Origin of the sequence: Qipengyuania mesophila, from assembly GCF_019711655.1 — a bacterium.
GTDB classification, from domain to species: Bacteria; Pseudomonadota; Alphaproteobacteria; order Sphingomonadales; family Sphingomonadaceae; genus Qipengyuania; species Qipengyuania mesophila.
In genome coordinates this window covers 282,495-300,381 of record NZ_JAIGNU010000002.1, presented here as the reverse complement: position 1 = coordinate 300,381, position 17,887 = coordinate 282,495, and the positions used below count along the sequence as shown (strand labels likewise).

General features: G+C 66.6%; 16 protein-coding genes and 1 tRNA gene. 13 read left to right on the top strand and 4 right to left on the bottom strand.

The features are described 5' to 3' along the window. Positions 1-9: 9 nt before the first annotated feature. The 9 genes from K3181_RS11190 to K3181_RS11150 all read left to right on the top strand — a co-directional run bounded on the left by K3181_RS11190 (position 10) and on the right by K3181_RS11150 (position 9,440). Complete coding sequence (locus K3181_RS11190) at positions 10-984, top strand: D-alanine--D-alanine ligase (RefSeq protein ID WP_221603185.1); 975 nt, start codon at positions 10-12, stop codon at positions 982-984. After that, positions 977-1,885 (top strand): cell division protein FtsQ/DivIB, encoded by a 909-nt coding sequence (locus K3181_RS11185; RefSeq protein ID WP_221603184.1) that lies wholly within the window; start codon positions 977-979, stop codon positions 1,883-1,885. The genes K3181_RS11190 and K3181_RS11185 overlap by 8 nt, the downstream gene beginning before the upstream one ends. Beyond that, complete coding sequence (gene ftsA, locus K3181_RS11180) at positions 1,885-3,171, top strand: cell division protein FtsA (RefSeq protein WP_221603183.1); 1,287 nt, start codon at positions 1,885-1,887, stop codon at positions 3,169-3,171. Before K3181_RS11185 ends, ftsA begins: the two co-directional genes overlap by 1 nt. Before the next feature lie 134 nt (positions 3,172-3,305). Beyond that, positions 3,306-5,039 (top strand): cell division protein FtsZ, encoded by a 1,734-nt coding sequence (gene ftsZ, locus K3181_RS11175; protein ID WP_221603182.1) that lies wholly within the window; start codon positions 3,306-3,308, stop codon positions 5,037-5,039. A 49-nt stretch (positions 5,040-5,088) separates the two neighbouring features. Beyond that, positions 5,089-6,687 carry an SPOR domain-containing protein gene (locus tag K3181_RS11170; protein WP_221603181.1) on the top strand — a complete coding sequence of 533 codons (1,599 nt, stop codon included), beginning with the start codon at positions 5,089-5,091 and terminating at the stop codon, positions 6,685-6,687. 150 nt (positions 6,688-6,837) lie between these two features. Next, positions 6,838-7,341, top strand: coding sequence for a type III secretion system chaperone family protein (locus K3181_RS11165; protein ID WP_221603180.1), 504 nt, complete (start codon positions 6,838-6,840; stop codon positions 7,339-7,341). A gap of 134 nt (positions 7,342-7,475) precedes the next feature. Then, positions 7,476-8,216: a Bax inhibitor-1/YccA family protein gene (locus K3181_RS11160; RefSeq protein WP_221603179.1), complete on the top strand. Its 741-nt coding sequence runs from the start codon at positions 7,476-7,478 to the stop codon at positions 8,214-8,216. A 128-nt stretch (positions 8,217-8,344) separates the two neighbouring features. Beyond that, on the top strand, positions 8,345-9,277 hold the full coding sequence (locus K3181_RS11155) for a hypothetical protein (protein WP_247715079.1): 933 nt from the start codon (positions 8,345-8,347) through the stop codon (positions 9,275-9,277). An 87-nt stretch (positions 9,278-9,364) separates the two neighbouring features. Beyond that, positions 9,365-9,440 (top strand) — tRNA-Ala (locus K3181_RS11150). 19 nt (positions 9,441-9,459) lie between these two features. Here K3181_RS11150 and K3181_RS11145 read toward each other — a convergent pair. From K3181_RS11145 to K3181_RS11135, 3 genes are read right to left on the bottom strand one after another with little or no spacing between them, the layout of a single operon-like run. Continuing rightward, positions 9,460-10,173, bottom strand: coding sequence for a hypothetical protein (locus K3181_RS11145; protein ID WP_221603178.1), 714 nt, complete (start codon positions 10,171-10,173; stop codon positions 9,460-9,462). Between the two features lie 24 nt (positions 10,174-10,197). Next, the gene (locus tag K3181_RS11140) at positions 10,198-11,076 is read right to left on the bottom strand and encodes a hypothetical protein (protein ID WP_221603177.1); all 879 of its coding nucleotides are present in this window, start codon (positions 11,074-11,076) and stop codon (positions 10,198-10,200) included. Continuing rightward, entirely contained in the window at positions 11,069-12,427 is a 1,359-nt protein-coding gene (locus K3181_RS11135) for a replication-associated recombination protein A (protein ID WP_221603176.1), read from the bottom strand. The genes K3181_RS11140 and K3181_RS11135 overlap by 8 nt, the downstream gene beginning before the upstream one ends. A 106-nt stretch (positions 12,428-12,533) precedes the next feature. Here K3181_RS11135 and K3181_RS11130 point away from each other — a divergent pair, with 106 nt between their 5' ends. Both K3181_RS11130 and K3181_RS11125 read left to right on the top strand, forming a co-directional pair. Next, a complete protein-coding gene (locus K3181_RS11130; RefSeq protein WP_247715078.1) occupies positions 12,534-13,160 on the top strand; it encodes a PadR family transcriptional regulator in 627 nt (208 codons plus the stop codon). 71 nt (positions 13,161-13,231) lie between these two features. Beyond that, a complete protein-coding gene (locus tag K3181_RS11125) occupies positions 13,232-13,687 on the top strand; it encodes a hypothetical protein (RefSeq protein WP_221603175.1) in 456 nt (151 codons plus the stop codon). 1 nt (position 13,688) lies between these two features. Here the strand turns inward: K3181_RS11125 and K3181_RS11120 are convergent, their stop codons facing one another. Further along, positions 13,689-14,864, bottom strand: a complete 1,176-nt coding sequence (locus K3181_RS11120) for a glycosyltransferase family 4 protein (protein WP_221603174.1) — start codon at positions 14,862-14,864, stop codon at positions 13,689-13,691. A 173-nt stretch (positions 14,865-15,037) separates the two neighbouring features. On the opposite strand from K3181_RS11120, the gene K3181_RS11115 reads away from it, so the two are divergent. Both K3181_RS11115 and serA read left to right on the top strand, forming a co-directional pair. Further along, complete coding sequence (locus tag K3181_RS11115; RefSeq protein ID WP_221603173.1) at positions 15,038-16,195, top strand: phosphoserine transaminase; 1,158 nt, start codon at positions 15,038-15,040, stop codon at positions 16,193-16,195. 91 nt (positions 16,196-16,286) lie between these two features. After that, positions 16,287-17,870 (top strand): phosphoglycerate dehydrogenase, encoded by a 1,584-nt coding sequence (gene serA, locus K3181_RS11110; protein WP_221603172.1) that lies wholly within the window; start codon positions 16,287-16,289, stop codon positions 17,868-17,870. The last annotated feature ends 17 nt before the right edge of the window (positions 17,871-17,887 follow it).

Sequence of the window (17,887 nt, the reverse complement as noted above, 5' to 3'; positions counted from 1 at the left end):
GAACTTTTGATGAGCGATCTCCCCAAACTCCACATCGCGGTCCTGATGGGCGGCTGGGCCAACGAGCGGCCGGTCAGCCTCATGTCGGGCGAGGGCGTCGCCAAGGCGCTCGAGGAACGCGGGCACCGCGTCACGCGGATCGACATGGACCGTCAGGTCGCCGCGCGCATCGCCGAGACCGCGCCCGACGTGGTCTTCAACGCGCTCCACGGCGTGCCGGGCGAGGATGGCACGGTGCAGGGCATGCTCGACCTGATGGGCGTACCCTATACCCATTCGGGTCTCGCCACCTCGGTCATCGCGATCGACAAGCAGCTGACCAAGCAGGCGCTCGTGCCGCACGGCATCCCCATGCCCGGCGGGCGGATTGTCAAGAGCGCCGACCTCTACGAGCGCGACCCGATGCCGCGGCCCTATGTGCTCAAGCCGGTCAACGAGGGCAGTTCGGTCGGCGTCGCCATCGTCACTGCGGAAGGCAATTACGGCAATCCCATCGCACGCGAGGCCAAGGGGCCGTGGCAGGAATTCGCCGAGCTTCTCGCCGAGCCCTATATCAAGGGCCGTGAGATGACTGCGGCCGTAGTTGATTTCGAGGATGGGCCGCGCGCGCTGGCGGTCACCGAGCTGAAGCCCAAGAGCGGCTTCTACGATTTCGACGCGAAGTATACCGACGGCATGACCGACCATGTCTGCCCCGCCGAAATACCCGATCACATTCGCGAGCTGTGCCTCGAATATGCGCTGCGCGCACACAAGGTGCTCGGCTGCCGCGGCACCAGCCGGACCGATTTCCGCTGGGACGAAGAGCAGGGCGAGGACGGGCTGTTCGTGCTCGAGACCAATACCCAGCCGGGCATGACGCCGCTCAGCCTGGTGCCCGAACAGGCGAAGCACGCGGGCATCGAATATGGTGCGCTGTGCGAACTGGTGGTTGCCGCCGCGCTGCGCCACCATGCAGCGAAATCGGGGGGCGGCGATGGCTAAGGTCAAGCGCAAGCCGACCGGCGTGCGCCGCTCTGCCGCGACGCGCAGCCGCAACCAGAAGGCTCGCGCCGCGCGCCAGCATACCAGCGGGCTGTTCGATCGCGCGATGACCGCGCTGCCCTTTACCGAGGAGCAGTGGCACAAGTTCTTCCTCTCCGCGATCATTGTCGCGGGTCTCGGGATCGCATGGACCATCGCCAGCTTCGCCGGCCTGCCGGAGATCGCCCAGACCGAGCTGGCCAAATCGGCCTCGCGCTCGGGCTTCGAGGTTCGCCGCGTGCAGGTTTCGGGCGTCAAGCGGATGAACGAACAGCTGGTCTACGAGCGCGTGCTCGCCGAGCAGGACCAGCCCATGCCGCTCGTCGATCTCAACGGCGTGCGCGAACGCCTGCTCGATCTGCCCTGGGTGGCCGATGCGCGCGTCTCGCGCCAGCTGCCCGATACGCTCAAGATCGACGTGGTCGAGCGCGTGCCGCATGCGGTGTTGCGCAAGCCCGACCGGCTGATGCTGATCGACCGCCAGGGTCACGAACTCGAACCGATCAGCGCCGCGAAGGCCAAGGGCATGCTGCTCATCGAAGGTCCCGGCGCGGCGCGACAGGTGCAGGAGCTGGGCCGGCTGCTCGACGCGGCGCCTGCGCTGAAGCCCCAGATTGCGGCAGCCGAATGGGTCGGCAACCGGCGCTGGAACCTGACCTTCAAGACCGGCCAACTGCTCGCGCTGCCCGAAGGCGATCTCGGCGCGCCGGCGCTGGTCAAGTTCGCCCAGCTCGACGGGATGCACCGGCTGATCGGCGGCAAGCCGGTGGCGATCGACATGCGCGTGCCCGATCGCGCCTATCTGCGCTGCGAGGACGGGCCCTGTCCCAAGCTGACCTCGCTCAACGGAAAGGCTGACTGATGGCCACCCAGCAGCCGCGCATCACCCGAGTCTTCGCCGCAGTCAACATCGGCTCCTTCCGCGTCTCGGCGATGATCATGGGCCAGGCCGAGAGCGGAGAGATGGTCGTGCTCGGGTCGAGTCACCGCGCGAGCGAGGGAATCAAGCGCGGCTATGTGACCGACATGCGCGCCGCGAGCCACGCGATCCGCACCGCGATCGAGAAGGCCGAGGCCAATGCCAACACCTCGATCCAGAGCGTGTGGATCGGCTGCGCCGGGGCAGGGCTGTCGAGCAAGATCTCGAGCGTCGAGATCGCGATCGGCGGGCGACGCATCGAAGAGGACGATATCGAGCACCTGCTCTATGCGGCGCGCGATCACCTGCATCCCGACGGGCGGATGGTGCTTCATGCGCAACCGGCGCATTACACGCTCGACGGGGCGCATGGCGTCGCCAATCCCAAGGGATTGCACGCCGAGGCCCTGGGGGTCGACGTCCATGTGACGCTGGCCGAGGGCGCGCCGGTGCGCAATCTCATCGAGGCGGTGCAGACCGCGCATCTCGATGTCGAGGGCGTGGTCGCGAGCCCGCTCGCCGCCGCCTATGCCTGCCTCACCGCCGAGGAACGCGATCTCGGCGTGGCTCTGGTCGAGATCGGCGCGCAAGTGACCAATGTCTCGGTCCATGCGGCGGGCATGCTACTGGGGCTGAAGTCGATCCCGGTCGGCTCGAACGACATCACCGACGCCATCGCTTCCTCGCTTGGAATCCGTCGCAGCCAGGCGGAGCGGCTCAAATGCGTCGCCGGCTCGGCGATCGCCACGCCGACCGACCACCGCGAGATGATCCCGGTGAACGGCCCGGGCGAGGAGCCCGGCGGAAGGCTTGCGCGCGGCGCCGACGAGCACAACCGCATCGCTCGCGCCGAACTGGTGTCGATCGTCACCGACCGGCTCGGCGTGACGACCGCCGAGGTGGGCAAGGCGCTCAAGGCGATGGGCTTCACCGGCGCGCAGGGCGGTCAGGTCGTTCTCACCGGCGGCGGGGCCGAACTGCATGGCATCGCCGAATTCATGCAGGGCGCACTCGGCCGCCCGGTCCGCATCGGCAAGCCGCCCGCGCTACAGGGCCTGCCCGAGGCCCATGCGACGCCCGGTTTCGCGACGCTCGCGGGCCTGTGCCTCTATGCCTCCGACGACCCGGTCGACATCCGTTCGGTGGGCCCGCGCTACCAGCCGACCAAGCGCTATCGCGGCATGGGTTTGGTGAACCGTGTTTTTCAAGCGGTGCGCGAGTATTTCTGAGGGTTGCTACACAGCGCGATCCCGCCTTTAGGCCTTGTGGATAAGGCATCCGGCGCATCGCTCCGCGATTCGCTTTGTGCCCGACTTGTGACATAAAGCCCGTAATTGACTTTCGAATACCCAGGGGACTCTTGATGAGTATCAATATCGGACCGGCATCGGACGACGATCTTCGTCCCAAGATCATGGTTGTCGGTGTCGGCGGTGCGGGCGGCAACGCCATCGCCAACATGATGGAGGCGCAGATCGAGGGCGTCGATTTCATCGTCGCCAATACCGATGCGCAGGCGCTCAGCAGTTCCCCTTCCGAAAAGCGCATCCAGCTCGGCCCCGACATCACCGGCGGCCTCGGTGCCGGCGCACGCCCCGAAGTGGGCAAGGCCGCCGCAGAAGAAACCGTGGGTGATATCGAGGACGCGCTCGAAGGCGTGAACATGGTCTTCATCGCCGCCGGCATGGGCGGCGGAACCGGCACCGGCGCGGCACCGGTGATTGCCGAAGCGGCGCGCAAGAAGGGCGTGCTGACCGTCGGCGTGGTGACCAAGCCGTTCCTGTTCGAAGGCACGCGCCGCATGCGCGCAGCCGAGGCGGGCATCGACGAGCTGCAGAAGCATGTCGACACGCTGATCGTCATCCCCAACCAGAACCTGTTCCTGGTCGCCAAGGCGGAAACCACCTTCAAGGAGGCCTTCCAGCTCGCGGACGAGGTCCTCCAGCAGGGCGTCCGCTCGATCACCGACCTGATGGTCATGCCCGGCCTGATCAATCTCGACTTCGCCGACGTCCGCTCGGTCATGAGCGAGATGGGCAAGGCGATGATGGGCACGGGCGAGGGCGAGGGCGACAACCGCGCGCTCGAAGCGGCTGAACGCGCGATTGCCAATCCGCTGCTCGACGGCGTTTCGATGGCCGGCGCCAAGGGCGTGATCATCTCGATCATCGGCGGCGAAGACATGAAGCTGCTCGAGGTCGACGAAGCCGCGAACCACATCCGCGAGCTGGTCGACGAAGATGCCAATATCATCTGGGGTTCGGCCTTCAATCCCGATCTCGATGGCAAGATCCGCGTCTCGGTTGTCGCCACCGGGATCGAACCAGACGGTTCGGTCGCGGTCGCGCCGACGCGTAGCTTCTCGATGCGCGAGAGCAGCGCGCCCAAGCGTCCGGTGCTCGACCTGCCGAGCGAGAGCGTGGCCGAGGACGAGCCCTTCGAACTCAATGAAGGACTCTCGGCCGAACCCGAGCCGGAGCCCGCGCACGAACCCGCTGCCATGCACTCGCCCGAGCCCGCTGAGGACGAAGGCGATGCGCTCGACCTGACCGATGAAGCCTATGCGGAAGAGGACGAGCGCCCTTTCGGCCTGTCGCCTGCAACCTCGGGCGAGGATGCCGAAGAGGATTATGACGACGTCGACGATATCGTCGATCCGCTTGCCGGCCTGCGCAACGAACATACCGAACGCTTCGACATGCAGGATGAGGACGTGGATGACCACGGCATCGGCGCACCGCAGGGGACCGGGGGTGGCCAGCAGCGTGCGCCGCTCGACCTGTCCGGGGCGATGCGCGAACCCGATGCTGGGTCGCAGGACGAATTCGAGCTCGGCGACGAGCATGTCGCCGGTGGCAGCCCGCTGGCGGCCAAGCCGGCGCAGCGTCAGCCCGGCATGTCGGGCGACCAGGGCGGTGCTCCGGCAGGCGGTGGCTCGGGCTCGCTGCCCGGCAACACGCTGTTCGAGCGCATGGCCAATCTCTCGCGCGGGGCGAACACCTCCGATGGCGAGGAAGACGAGGACCAAGATGCCGATGGCGGCAGCGGCGGTGGTCTCAACATCCCGCGCTTCCTCGGACGCCAGAACAACCAGTAAGTGCAGCCGCGTCGGCGCGGGATGATGCCCGCGCCGAGGGGAGCGGGATATGATTTCGAACCGGCGACTTGCGACTGCGGCTGCGCTGCTGGCCGTAACTGCGCATGCACCGCCGGCCGCGGCCCAGCGAGAGATCGTCCAGCCCCTGCCCGGGGAAGGCGAGCGCAAGCTGAGCGAGGCGCTGTCCCGCCTCGCCCGCAATGCGGCGGACACGAACGCCCTCCTCGATGCGGGCGAGGCCGCGCTCCAGCTTGGCGACATCGATGCGGCGATAGGTTTCTTCGGCCGCGCGAACGAACTTTCGCCGGGCAATCCGCGAACAAAGCTGGGGCTGGCCCGCGCCTACACCCGCTCGCGCCGGCCGATAGAGGCGCTGCGCCTCTTCGCCGAAGCGGAAAAGGCAGGGGCCCCGCTGGCGTCGATGGCGGAGGACCGCGGGCTCGCCTTCGACCTGGTCGGCGATGCTGCGAGCGCCCAGCATTTCTACCGCCTCGCGCTGGCCAATGGCGCGGGTGCAGAGGCCACCCGCCGCCTTGCGCTGAGCCAGGCGATCACCGGCGACCGCAAGGGCTTCGAAGCCACCCTGCTGCCCTTGCTGGAGAAGCGTGACGTGACGGCGTACCGCACGCGCGCATTCGGGCTGGCGATCCTTGGCGAGGCGCGCGCCGCCAAGGAGATCGCCGATACGATGCTCCCGGCGGGTGTCGGGTCGCGCATGGCAGCCTATTTCGATTACATGCCCCGGCTGACCAAGGCGCAGCAGGCCGCCGCCGCCAATCTCGGCATCTTTCCCCGCACAGCGAGCATCGGCACCGACGATGCCGAGATCGCGGGCTATTCGCCGCCGCCGCCGCAGCTGGCGCGCGCCGATACGGCACCAGCGCAGCCCGTTTCTGCATCCGCAACGGCGGCGAGCGATCCGCGCAATCGCCAGAACCGGCGACGGCCGGACATGACCCGCAGCAGGGCGGTCAGCGCCACTCCAATCCAGCGGCAGGAGCGCGAACCATCCTCGCCCGCTTCGCCGCCGCCGACTCCGGTTCCGCCGCAAGCCACGAACATCGGAGGCAATGACCCCGCGCCTGCCGGAGAGTCAGGGGCGTCGCGGGCGACTCCGGTCGTGATCGCACAGGCGGAGCCGGATATGGCAAGGTCCGCCACGAACGCGCCGCCGCCGTCACCCGCGCCGTCGCCCACGCCGACACCATCTCCTGCGCCGACACCGTCGCCCGAACCAGGCCCGGCAAGCGTCGCCGATGCCTTCAGCGGCTTCACGCTCGAGCCGCAAGCTCCCGCTCCCGCTGCCAGCGGCGCGGTCGATATCACGCGCATCGACATCCCGCGCGAGCGCGCGGCCCCCAAGCCGCCGCCTCCACCTGCATATCCTTCGCGCCACTGGGTGCAGGTGGCGACCGGCAAGGATACCGACGCGCTCAAGTTCGACTGGCGCAGGATCACGCGCAAGGCGGAAGGCAAGCTCGATGGCAAGGGGCCCTTCGTCACCCCGTGGGGCGAAGCCAACCGGCTGCTTTCGGGACCCTTCGACAGCGCCGAAAGCGCGCGCGAAATGGTGAATGAACTCAGGAAGTTGGGGCTGGACTCCTTCCCCTTCACCAGCGCCGAGGGCGAGAAGATCGACAAGCTGTGACCAACGAGCACGGTTAACGCCGTGCGCCCACTTGTTCACAAGCTTTGCACAAGCCAGCGCGGTTCTCCCCAGCGTCGAGCCCCGCCCGCATTGCCAAGCGCCCCCGCGTTTCTGCATCCAGCAGGTTATGACGGGCACGGGACAGCTTCGATGAGACCAGCAGAAGACCGCTTCGAGGCGGAAGAGGACGCGGCGCCGCTCGACATGCTGGTGGCGCTGTTCGAGGCGCGCGGCTGGCCCTGCGAATCGACGCCGACCGAGATGAGCGGTGAAATCCAGGGTAGCTGGACAACCTACCAGCTGCGCGGCATCTGGCGCCCGGAGGACCTGGTGCTGCAGATCCTCTGCCTGCCCGACATCCGCATTTCGAAGGACAAGCTGGCGCCCGCGCACGAGCTCGTCAGCCTGGTCAACGAGCAGATGTGGCTCGGCCATTTCGACATCTGGTCGAATGGCGGCGTGCTGCTCTATCGCAACGGGACCATGCTCGGCGACGAGGGGCTGCTGAGCCTCGGCCAGGCGCAGGCGCTGGTCGAGATCGCGGTCGACGAATGCGACCGTTTCTATCCGGCGTTCCAGTTCGTCCTCTGGGGCGGCCGGACGCCGGCCGAGGCGCTCGAAGCGGCCATGGTGGACGCCGCCGGCGAGGCCTGATCGCCCCTTCGTCGAGGGGGAATGCGCGCTCGGCGATCCCGGGCCGGTTTTGCTTGAAATTGCAGGCCCGAATGCCGATATTCGGCCCACGGAGCGGGGCGTATCGCCGCCCCGCCAAGAGGAGTTGCACAGAGATGGCCAATTGGAACGACACCGACCAGCGACTGGGCTTCGGCACCGTGCCGCGCGCCGGCGACGCCGTTGCCAGGCAGGAAACCTTCGATGCGGGCCTGCGCGCCCACATGCTCAAGATTTACAACTACATGGCCTCGGGCGTGCTGCTGACTGGCTTGGTCGCGCTGCTCACGGCGCGCAGCGGCCTGGCGCTGACCTTTGCCAGCGGCCCGCTGATGTGGCTGGTGGCGCTCTCGCCGCTGGTCTTCGTCTTCGCGATGAGCTTCGGCATCAACAAGTTCAGCCAGGGCACGCTGCAGGCGATGTTCTGGGCCTTCGCCACCGTGATGGGCCTGTCGCTGTCGACGATCTTCCTCGTCTATACGGGTGAAAGCATCGCCGCGACCTTCTTCGCCACCGCCGGCGCCTTCGCTGGCCTCAGCCTGTTCGGTTACACCACGAAGAAGGATCTGTCGGGCTTCGGCACCTTCCTGGTCATGGGCCTGATCGGCCTGCTGATCGCGATGGTGATCAACATCTTCCTGCAGTCGAGCACGCTGGCGCTCGCGGTCAGCTTCCTCGGGGTGCTCATCTTCGCCGGTCTGACGGCTTGGGATACCCAGCGCCTCAAGCGCGAATACCAGTACCTGCGCGGTACCGAGTTTGCCGGCAAGGCGGTGATCATGGGAGCGCTGAGCCTCTATCTCGACTTCATCAATATGTTCCTGTTCCTGCTGCGCTTCATGGGCAGCCGCGACTGATCCGCTCGTCGCACACAGGAATCGCTTGATCGTGCCCGGGGCGTAACCAGCACCCCGGGCATTTTCTTTGGTTCGCGCAACGTCTAGGCAGGCCTGCTTCATCCCCCGTCAAGGGAGGGGGTCGCAGGATGAACGACAGCTTTATCGAGGAGGGTCTGCGCGCCATGAGCCGCGGTTTGAACATCACCATTCGCATGGCGGCGACCGCCGCCGGTCTCGCCGCTCTCGGGGCCTGCACGACCCCGCCTCCGCCCCCCCCGCCGCCACCGCCGCCGGTGGTCGAAGCGGTGCCCATCCGCCCGCTGCCGCCGGGTCAGGCGTCCTATGTCATGGACATCCCCCCGGTGAATTCGCTCGGGCTGCGCGAAACGGTCAATCTCGGCATTTCGGACGACGAGAAGGTGTGGCACTTCCGTTCGGCGTGGAACGTCGCCGCGCTCAATTGCCTCGACCCGCAGTACCAGCCGATCCTCGATGCCTACAGCAGTTACATCAAGGACTATGCCCGGCCGCTGAAGCAGGTGAACGACCGGATCGATGCCGCCTACGGCAAGGAATACGGCAAGGGCCGGTCGGCGATCCAGGCGCGCGAAAGCCAGATGACGATGGTCTACAACTATTTCGCGCTGCCGCCCGCACGGGCCGACTTCTGCCGCACCGCGCTGGGCATCTCGCAGCAATACCTGGCTTCGGAGAAGGTCGATCCGCTCGCCTTCGGGCTGGCCAATTTCGCGGCCTTCGAAGGACCTTTCGAACGCTTCTTCCAGGCCTATGAGCAATACGAGCGCGAATCCTCCGCCTGGGATGCACGCTATGGCGAGCGCTATGGCGCCTCGCAGCCCGGCTATGTCGCGGTCATGAGGGCGCGTGCGCAGCGGCTTCCGGGGCCGGGCGCCGATCCCTCCATGCTCAGCGCCGTGCCGTTGCAGGAAGCCAAGGTGGTCGATCCCGAGACAGGGGCGAAGATTCCCGTCGTCCCGGTCGACGAGACGCGCTCTTCGGTTCCTGTCATCCAGCCGATCCTCAACGATGCGGGCGAGGACGACACACCGCAGAATTGAAAATATTGGTTCTTTTCAGGCGCGCCGCAATTGGCTACACGGCGCGCCTCGTACCGCTGCCAGGCGGCGGTGCGGCAAACCTGGAACGGGGCCGTAGCTCAGTTGGGAGAGCGCGTCGTTCGCAATGACGAGGTCAGCGGTTCGATCCCGCTCGGCTCCACCAGGACCCTCCAATCCAGCGCTCATTTCTTCTCGCGCCACTCGCGCGAATAGACCGATTCCTCGCCATATTTGCGGGCTCTGGCCGCGTCCTGTTCGGCCAGCTCCTCCTCGGTGGCGGCGCGAGCCTGCGCCTGCTTGAGCAGCGCGTCGCGGCGGATCGGGACCGCCTGCACCAGAGGCGTGCCCGCGGGCAGGTAGTGGTCGCCCGTCTCGCCGGTCCACAGGAAAGGGAAGTTGATCGTGGTGGCGAAGCGGTCGCAATCGACCAGGCCCGAAAAACAGGTGAAGGGCAGATCGGGCCGACTGAACGGCGGCGCGAAGAGCACCGAATAGCCTTCGGGCACCTTGATCCGCCACGGATTGATGAACTTCAAGGGCATCGCGCTCTCGAAGGGATGTTCGGGCGCGCCGATCTGCTCCGGCAGGTGCTGCTCGACCGGTTGGAAGGGGACATCGGGACCCCAGCCGAGCTGGATCGCAACGCGATCCTCCGGCACGCGCAGCATGACGTCGAAGGGCAGCGGGATGACATAGCCGAGAGAAAAGGCGTCGGTGACGGGAAGGCAAGCCTTCACGGTCAGCCCGGGCAGGCCGTGCGCATCGGGCACGCCCAGTTCGCGATCGAGCCGCTTGAACCATTCGGGCGCGAAACGAACCGCGCGCTCTGGGGGCGGAATGCTCCCCTCGAGCGCGGGATCGCACAGGAATTCGATCAGCGGTTCGGTATCGGCCATGGCCCCTCCCTGATGGGAAGTGGCCTAGAGCGCGCCGAAGGTCCAGCCCTCGGTACGGGCAAGGCCGGGTGAAAGTCCGGCCGGGTGCCACCGCGCGGGGTCGCGATGGACCTTGCGGAGCCAGGCGGCAGTCAACAGCGCGTCGGAGGAATGGTCGTCGATCGGCCCCGATCCGGCAATGAGTGGGCTTCCCAGCGAGGCCAGGGCGGCATTCAGTTCATCGTGGTTGCGCATCTTCGCCCGGGTCGCGCTGCGCCCGGCTTCGAGCGCGGCGAGGCTGGTATAGATTTCGACGACGGCGGAGCCCTCGCGCGGCAGCGGATCGACCGGCCAGACCGGCAGATGCCCGCGCAGCTGATGTAGCATGCGCATGCCCGTCAGGCTCGATTTCCCGACCTGCGCCGCGCCGACGAGGTTGAAGTTCGAATATGGCTTGCACCCCATGGCCGCCTGCGCCCGTTCGGTCACGCGGAAGCGGCCGCGACCATGCGCGGCGCCGTCGCAGCCGAAATGGGGCCCGGTCTCGATCCCGTCGCGGAAATAGGGCCGGAACTCGCGATGGTCGACGAAGGCCTGCGCCCCGAGATTGGCATCACGCGAACAGACATCGTCGATCAGCGCCCAGAGTTCGGGGGCGTCGTTTGGGGAGTGGCTGGAGCCTGGGAAGAAAGCCCCGCAATCGGCGAAGGGCAGCGCGATGCCGAGATCGAGCCCGACCAGCGTGTGCTCGGGCAGATCCTCGCGCAGCAAGGCGAGCACATCCTCGCGCGACAAGCCGCGTCCGCGCTCGACCAGCACCGGCGGTCCGCCCTCGGCATGCGCCAGCGCCAGCGCGATGCCCTTCTGGACCGGACCTTTCGCTCCCGACCAGTCGATCGCGAGGAAATGGCTGAAGCTAGGCACCCTTGTCTTGCGCTACCGCATGGCTGCCTGATCGCGAGCCACGCTCGCGCCGCAGCTTGTCCCAATAGTCGAGCCGTTTCTTCACCTCGCGCTCGAAGCCGCGTTCGACCGGCTCGTAATAGTTCTGCGGCTCCATCTCCGCGGGCCAGAAGTCGTCGCCTGAAAAGCCGTCCTCGGCGTCGTGATCGTAGTTGTAGCCCGCGCCATAGCCGATATTCTTCATTAGCTTGGTCGGTGCATTGAGGATGTTCTGCGGCGGCATCAGGCTGCCCGTTTCGCGGGCCGATTTGAACGCAGCCTTCTGCGCCTTGTAGACCGCGTTCGACTTGGGCGCGGTGGCGAGATAGGTGCAGGCCTGCACCAGCGCGAGTTCGCCCTCGGGGCTGCCGAGGAATTCGTAGGCGTCCTTCGCCGCCATGCACTGCACCAGCGCCTGCGGGTCGGCCATGCCGATGTCCTCCACCGCCATGCGGACGAGGCGGCGGGCGAGAAAGCGCGGCTCCTCCCCCGCGGTGAGCATGCGCGCGAGGTAATAGAGGCTCGCCTGCACGTCGCTCCCGCGCACCGCTTTGTGGAGTGCGGAGATGAGATTGTAATGCCCCTCGCGGTCCTTGTCGTAGACCGCCACGCGCCGCTGCAGGAATGCACCCAAGCCCGCCGGGTCGAGCGGCTCGCCGATCTTCGCATTGTAGAGCGTTTCGGCCTGGTTGAGCAGGAAGCGCCCGTCGCCATCGGCGCTCGCGACCAGCGCATCGCGCGCCTCGGCGGTGAGTGGCAGCGGCCCTTCGAGTTCCTCGGCACGATCGAGCAACTGGCCGAGCGCCTCGCGGTCGAGCCGCTGGAGGATCAGCACCTGCGCGCGGCTCAGCAGCGCGGCATTGAGCGCGAAACTGGGGTTCTCGGTGGTCGCACCGACCAGTGTCACTGTGCCGCGTTCGACGAACGGCAGGAAGCCGTCCTGCTGGGCGCGGTTGAAGCGGTGGATCTCGTCCACGAACAGCAGCGTGCGCTGGCCCGCTTCGGCGGCCTTGTCGGCGGCGGCGAAGGCTTTCTTGAGGTCGGCGACGCCGCTGAACACCGCGCTGACGCTTTCGAAGCGCATGCCGACACTGTCGGCGAGCAGCCGGGCGATGGTGGTCTTGCCCGTGCCCGGCGGCCCCCACAGGATCATGCTCGACAGGCGGCCCGCCGCGACCATCCGCCCGATCGCGCCTTCGGGCCCGGTGAGATGCTCCTGCCCGATGACCTCGTCGAGGCTCGCCGGGCGCAGACGGTCGGCGAGCGGCGCATCCTCGCGCGGCGTGTCGGCGGGGCGGGGCTGTGGAGTATCGTCGGGAAACAAGTCGGCCATTGGTCGGCTGACATAGGGCCTTCGCCGAGGATTTGCATCGCCCTCTTGCGTAGCGCTCTTTACGATATATCTTAGAGCTATCGAAGATAGGACAAGGAACAGCGCGATGCACAAGGCTCACAAGTGGCGCAAGATGCGCAAGATGGGCGGCTGGCCTTTCGTGGCGGCGATGATGTCGGAGGCCGATTGCGGCGACGGTTTCGGCGCTGCGGCGAGATTCGGCGGGCCGAACTGGACCTTCGACTTCGGTCCGCGCGGTGGAGGGCGTCGCCGTCGCCGCATGTTCGGATCGGGTGAATTGCGGCTTGTGTTGCTGAAACTCGTCGCCGACGATCCGCGCCACGGCTACGAATTGATCAAGGCGATCGAGGAACTGACCGAGGGCGCCTATGCGCCCAGCCCGGGGACGATCTATCCCACCTTGGCGCTGCTCGAGGACGAGGGCGCGATCGCGCAGGCGACGGGCGACGAGACGCGCAAAGCCTATGAAGCGACCGAGGCGGGCCGCGCCGAACTGGACGAGCGGGCCGACGAAGTCGAGGCGCTGTTCGAACGCCTCTCGGGTCACGGCGAGCACCGCCGCGCCTATGCCACGCCCGAAATGTTCCGTGCGATCGGCAATCTCGCGGGTGTGCTCAAGAACCGTGCGCGTTCGGGCAAGCTAGACGAGGAGACGATTCGCGAAATCGTCGACCTGGTCGACGAACTCGCGAAGAAGATCGAGCGGCTCTGAGCGTCCCCCTGTTTACGTTCCGCGGGGCGAGGTTTATCCTTCCCCGCAGTTCGTCACAGGGAGGGAAGACGATGGACAATCCAGGCAAGGCACCGTGGCACCTGTGGGTGGTGGGGCTCGTATCGCTGCTGTGGAATGCTTTCGGCGGCTATGACTACACCATGTCGCAACTGCGCGATCCGGCCTATCTCGAAGCGACGATGGGGCCGATGGGCATGTCGGTCGACCAATCGATCGCCTTCCTCGACAGCTTCCCGGTCTGGGCCGATGTCCTGTGGGCACTCGGCGTCTGGGGCTCGGTCGCCGGTTCGGTGCTCCTGCTGCTCCGCTCGCGCTTTGCGGTCACCGCGTTTCTGGTCTCGCTGGTCGGCGCGATACTGAGCTTCGCCTATCAGTACACCATCGATCTGCCGCCGCAGCTGGCCGACAACACCATGGGCAAGATCATGCCGCTGGTGATCATCCTCGCGGTCGTACTGCAGTGGTGGTACGCGCGCAGCCAGAAGGCTGCCGGGGTTCTGCGCTGAACTAGGCTGCTTCGGCGGCGCGCTGTTCGTGGAGCCGCATATATGTGTCGACCACCGCCTGGTTGATCGCGTCCCACGAGTAGGCGCCGGCGGCCTTCTCGCCGTTGGCGCCGTGACGCAGGCGTAGCTCGTCGTCCAGGCAATAGGGGGCGAGCGCCTCGGCGCAGGCTGGCGCGAAGATATCGGGCTTACCCGGGGGCACGAGGCGACCGGTCTCGCCGTCGGTGACCAGGCTGGCGGCGCCGGTAGCGCCGGCGGCAACCACCGGCAAGCCGCAGGCCATGGCCTCGAGCGTGACATTGCCGAAGGTTTCGGTGATCGAGGGATTGAAGAATATATCCCCGCTCGCCAGTGCCTTGCCGAGGTCGGCCCCGGTCTTGAATCCGGCGAAAATGCCGCCCGGCAGCGCCTTTTCGAACCAGCCGCGCGCCGGCCCGTCGCCGATCACGAGGACCTTGTGCGGCACCTGCCGCTTGCGCAGCTGGACGATGGTCTCGGCAAAGACGTCGAGGCCCTTCTCCATCACCAGCCGTCCGAGAAAGACGATCGCGACGTCGTCGTCGGCAAGGCCGAGCGAGCGGCGCCACTCAAGATCGCGTTTCGAAGGATGGAACACCGTCCGGTCGACGCCGCGCGACCAGATGCTGATGTCGTCATGCATCCCCTGCGCCTTGAGCTCGTCGATCTGGCTCTGCGACGGCGCCACAAGCGCGTCGCAACGGTGGTAGAATCGACGCAACAGCGCGATCACCGCCGGTTCGAGGAAGCCCATGCCGTAATATTGGGGATAGGTTTCGAACCGGGTGTGGACCGAGGCAAGCACGGGAACGTCATGCTTGCGCGCCCAGTTGAGTGCCGAATGTCCGGTGAAGTCGGGCGCCGAGAGGTGGACCGTGTTGGGAGCGAAGGCCTCCAGATCGGCACGCGCCTTGGCGTCGAGCGGCAGGCCGAGGCGATACTCGCCGCGATTCTTCACCGGCATGCGCATGTTGGGCACGTCGACGAGGTCGCCGGTCGGCGGAAAATCCGGCTCGGCGACCACGGGCGAATAGACGCGCAGCGCCGCGCCCTGCCGCAGCAGGTATTCGGCGAGGCGATTGAGCGCCTGGTTACAGCCGTCGCGGGTGTAGTTGTAGTTCCCGCTGAACAGCGCGATGCGGAGATCGGTCACATCCATCGCCGCGCCCTTAGGGAATTGGTGCCGCTTTGGCGAGAGGGAGCCTGCCGTGTCGCAGCTACGCTTCGTCGCTGCATAGGTATTTCGCATTGACTTGCTGCGGCGCAACATTAGTTCGGCTGTCGGGCCACGCGGTCCCAACGCCGCGCGAGCTCTCTGCAAGGAGAGAATACATGACTGCCGAACCGACGCTCAAGCCAGAGCGCCCCTTCTTTTCGTCCGGTCCGACCGCCAAGCACAAGGGCTGGTCTGCCGCCAATCTCAAAACCGAATCGCTCGGCCGCTCGCACCGCAGCGCGCTCGGCAAGTCGCGGCTGAAATACGCCATCGACCTGTCGAAGGAGCTGCTCGGCGTGCCCGAGGATTACCTCGTCGGCATCATGCCCGCATCGGACACCGGCGCGCTCGAATGCGCGATGTGGACGATGCTGCGGCCCGACCGCCCAGCGACCGTGGCGGCATGGGAAAGCTTCGGCAATGTCTGGATCCAGGACGCGGTCAAGCAGCTCAAGCTGCCGCAGCTGACCACGCTCGACGCCGATTACGGCGAGATCCCCGATCTCGCGAGCATCCCGCAGGAAAGCGACGTCGTCTTTACCTGGAACGGCACGACCTCGGGCGCGAAAATCCCCAATACCGACTGGCTTGCCCCGGGCCGCGAAGGCGTGACGATCAACGATGCCACCAGCGCCGTCTTCGCGATGGAGATGGACTGGGCCAAGCTCGATGCCACGACCTACAGCTGGCAGAAGGTAATGGGCTCCGAAGCCCAGCACGGCATGCTGATCCTGTCGCCGAAGGCGGTCGAGCGGATCGAGAGCTACGATCCCGACTGGCCGCTGCCCAAGCTCTTCCGCCTCAAGAAGGGCGGCAAGATCAATACGGGCATCTTCGAAGGCGCGACGATCAACACGCCCTCTATGCTCGCGACCGAGGACTATATCGATGCGCTCGAATGGGCGCAGGCGCTCGGTGGCCGCAAGGCGATGTTCGAACGCGCCGACGCCAATGCCAAGATCGTGCTCGACTGGATCGAGGCGACGCCGTGGCTGCGCAACATGGTCTCCGACCCGGCCAAGCGCACCAATACCGGCGTGTGCTTCGTCTTCCAGGGCGAATGGTACGATGGCCTCTCCGACGAGGACAAGGCGGCGGTGCCGAAGAAGATCGTCAAGCTGCTCGAAGACCGCGACGTCGGCTACGACTTCAACGGCTATCGCGACGCCCCGCCGAGCTTGCGCATCTGGTGCGGCGGCACGGTCGAGCAGGAGGACCTCAAGCGCCTCCTGCCGTGGATCGAGTGGGCCTACGAGCAGGTCAAGAACGGCTGATCCGGCTGGCGGCCCGCGTTCCGGGCCGCCGCCAATCCCTTTTCCAAATCATGTCCCGGCCCGTGCCGGGTGAACGACAGGAGTATCTGTCATGAGCAAGCCCAAGGTCCTCATCAGCGACAAGATGGACCCCAATGCCGCGCGCATCTTCGAAGAGCGCGGCTGCGACGTCGATGTGAAGCCGGGCATGACGCCCGACGAGCTCAAGGCCGTGATCGGCCAGTACGACGGCCTCGCGATCCGTTCGGCGACCAAGGTCACCAAGGATATCCTCGAAGCAGCAGACAATCTCAAGGTCGTCGGCCGTGCCGGGATCGGGGTCGACAATGTCGATATCCCCGCCGCCAGCGCCAAGGGCGTGGTGGTGATGAACACGCCTTTCGGCAATTCGATCACCACCGCCGAACACGCCATCGCCATGATGTTCGCACTCGCCCGCGAGATTCCCGCGGCGAACACGCGCACGCAGGCGGGCGAATGGCCCAAGAACGACTTCATGGGCGTCGAAGTGACCGGCAAGACGCTCGGCCTGATCGGCGCGGGCAATATCGGCAGCATCGTCGCCAGCCGCGCGCTCGGCCTGAGAATGAAGGTCGTCGCCTACGATCCCTTCCTGACCGAGGAGCGCGCGATCGAGATGGGCGTCGAGAAGGCCGATCTCGACACGCTGCTCGCCAAGGCGGACTTCATCACGTTGCACACGCCGCTGACCGACGAAACGCGCAACATCCTCTCGGCCGAGAACCTCGCCAAGACCAAGAAGGGCGTGCGCATCGTCAATTGCGCGCGCGGCGGGCTGATCGACGAGGCGGCGCTGGCCGAGGCGCTCGACAGCGGGCAGGTCGCGGGCGCGGCGCTCGACGTGTTCCAGACCGAGCCGGCCAAGGACAGCCCGCTGTTCGGCAAGCCCAACTTCATCTGCACCCCGCACCTTGGGGCATCGACCACCGAGGCGCAGGTCAATGTGGCGCTGCAGGTGGCCGAGCAGATGGCCGACTATCTGGTCAATGGCGGCGTTACCAATGCGCTCAACATGCCGAGCCTGAGCGCCGAGGAAGCACCCAAGCTGAAGCCTTACATGAAGCTTGCCGAGAACCTCGGCAGCCTCGTCGGCCAGCTGGCGCATGGCAACCTTACCAAGATCAGCATCGAGCGCGAAGGCGCGGCGGCCGAATTGTCGGGCAAGCCGATCGAGGGCGCGGTGCTGGCGGGTCTGATGCGCTGCTATTCGGATACGGTGAACATGGTCAATGCGCCCTATCTCGCCAAGGAACGCGGGCTCGACGTGCGTTCGATCCGGCACGAGAAGGAAGGCGCCTACAACACGCTGATCCGCGTGACGGTGGGCACCGAACAGGGCGACCGTTCGGTCGCCGGCACGCTGTTCGGCGCCGATGCCCCGCGGCTGGTCGAGATGTTCGGCGTCGGGATCGAGGCCGAACTGTCGGGCGACATGCTCTACATCGTCAACGAGGACGCGCCCGGCTTCATCGGCCGCATCGGGACGCTGCTGGGCGAAAACGGCATCAACATCGGCACCTTCCACCTCGGCCGCCGCCAGGCGGGCGGTGAAGCGGTGCTGCTGCTGAGCGTCGATGCGCCGATCCCGCCCGAGGTGGTCAAGGCGGCCTGCGCGCTCGAAGGCGTCAAGGTCGTGATGCCGCTGGCATTCTGACGGACGATGGGGCAGGG